Origin of the sequence: Aeromonas aquatica (assembly GCF_000764655.1) — a bacterium.
Classification (GTDB): Bacteria; Pseudomonadota; Gammaproteobacteria; order Enterobacterales; family Aeromonadaceae; genus Aeromonas; species Aeromonas aquatica.
This window is the reverse complement of sequence record NZ_JRGL01000063.1, coordinates 1-1792: the sequence shown is the minus strand read 5'-3', so window position 1 is coordinate 1792 and position 1792 is coordinate 1. Positions and strand designations below refer to the sequence as shown.

The following is a 1792-nucleotide window of genomic DNA, read 5'->3' as shown; positions in this document are numbered from 1 at the left end:
TTATCAGCGTGAGCGGACGGGCGAATGGCAATGGGTGACAACGTCATTACTGGAGTCGACCTTAGCGATGATGGACTTTCAGGTTGCCCGGTGGCTCCATGATGGGACACTGCCGCAACGGATGGGGAATGATCATCCTACATTAATGCCTACAGGTATTGTGAAAACGCTCGACGGAGAAATAAACATTGCTGCAGCAGAGGATGATAAATTCTCCATTCTGTGCGAACTGTTAGAACTGGGTGCATTGTACGAACGCCCTGAATATCAGGACATTCACGCACGATCCAATAATCGTGTTGCATTGATGGCTTTGATTGAATCAGTAACGAAGAACCATGAGAGTGATGATCTCATTTTCTGGCTGAACGACAAAGGCATTCCCTGCGGCCCTGTCTATGATGTTGGCCAGGCTATGTCCAATCCTCAGTTGGATGCCCTCAATATGAAGTGTTCTGTTACCCATTCACGTCTGGGTGAGATGTTGTTGGTGGGCCAGCCGATACAGCTGGGAGCCTATCCTGCGTTTGATGTTGTCAGACAGCCGGCACCAGAGCATGGTGAGCATACGCGACAGTTGTTGACAGATTTCCTTGCGTTTACGCCTGAACAGGTCGACAGCTTTGAAAAGAACAGGAGCATTTCTCTCTCTGAAAAACAGTCGGTAAGGAGCCATGATGAAGCCCTTATCTAAGTATTTTTCGAGTCTTGAGGGAATGCCTTGGTTTGGGTTGGTATTACTGTGGCTGGCAGGAGCCGGGACCCGGCTAACGATTCTGGCAACTCCACCAGTAATTTCACAGATTCATGCTGAAATGGCTCTCACGGAAACTCAAGTCGGGGTGCTCTCTGGTATTCCCCCTATCTTGTTTGCGGCAGCCGCAATTCTGGGGGCACTCCTGATCTCAAAAACCGGGGCCCTCAAAACCCTCGTGGCGGGCTTGTTGATCACAGGTATCGGTTCTGGACTGCGTGGGTCCGTGGATACGGCTATGGCCATGTACCTGGCGACTTCTGTTACAGGGTTAGGGGTGGCGTTGATGCAGCCGGCGTTGCCATCCATCGTTGCCAACTGGTATCCCAAACATATCGTGTTTGCAACAGCTATTTATGTGAATGGTATGTTGCTGGGAGGTGAGGTGATCCCCGTGGCGATCACCGATACCTTGCTGGTCCCTTGGCTGGGCACTTGGCGGGAGGCTTATCAGTTTTGGGCCGTTGTCTCGTGGTTGATCGCTGGTCTGATTTATTTTGGCGTGCCCCAAAAGAATGCCGCTGGTCAGCAATTGGGGAGCGGAACCAAATGGTGGCCTGATTTCCGACAAAAAAACCTCTGGAAACTGGGGCTGATGATGGGATGTGTGAATGCCACGTATTTTGCGACCAACTTTTTTATTCCCCGGTTTTTGGATGAAATCGGTGCAGCATCACAGACGTCGTCAGCATTGATTGCATTGAATCTTGGGCAGATACCCGCTTCCATACTTTTGTTGATGGCCAGTGGTTCCGTGGCGAAGTCCCGTATGCCTTATCTGTTGTCCTCTGCTGGATTGTTGGGTGCCTTGGCGATGATCGTACTCTACCAGGCTCAGGTTATCGTGCCCGCAGCAGCGATCGTGGGCTTCTTCTCTGCCATCGTCCTGATTTTGATGCTTGGGCTTCCAAGTGCGGTGAGTCAGGCCAATGAGGTCCATCGTGTATCGTCACTGATGCTGACCGTTGGCTACGCCTGCGCCGTGATCACCCCAGTGGTAAGTGGCTTTTTATGGGACCAGACCGGCCACCCTGAAAG

Annotated in this window: 2 protein-coding genes; both read left to right on the top strand. The window is 51.6% G+C overall.

Going from position 1 to position 1792, the window contains the following annotated elements; genetic code table 11:
• On the top strand, window positions 1–694 hold a 694-nt coding region (locus tag LG30_RS0107800), incomplete at its 5' end, for a CoA transferase (protein WP_193354255.1).
• Window positions 678–1792: MFS transporter (locus tag LG30_RS0107795; RefSeq protein ID WP_052100905.1), on the top strand; the 1115-nt coding region annotated here is incomplete at its 3' end. The genes LG30_RS0107800 and LG30_RS0107795, both read left to right, overlap by 17 nt.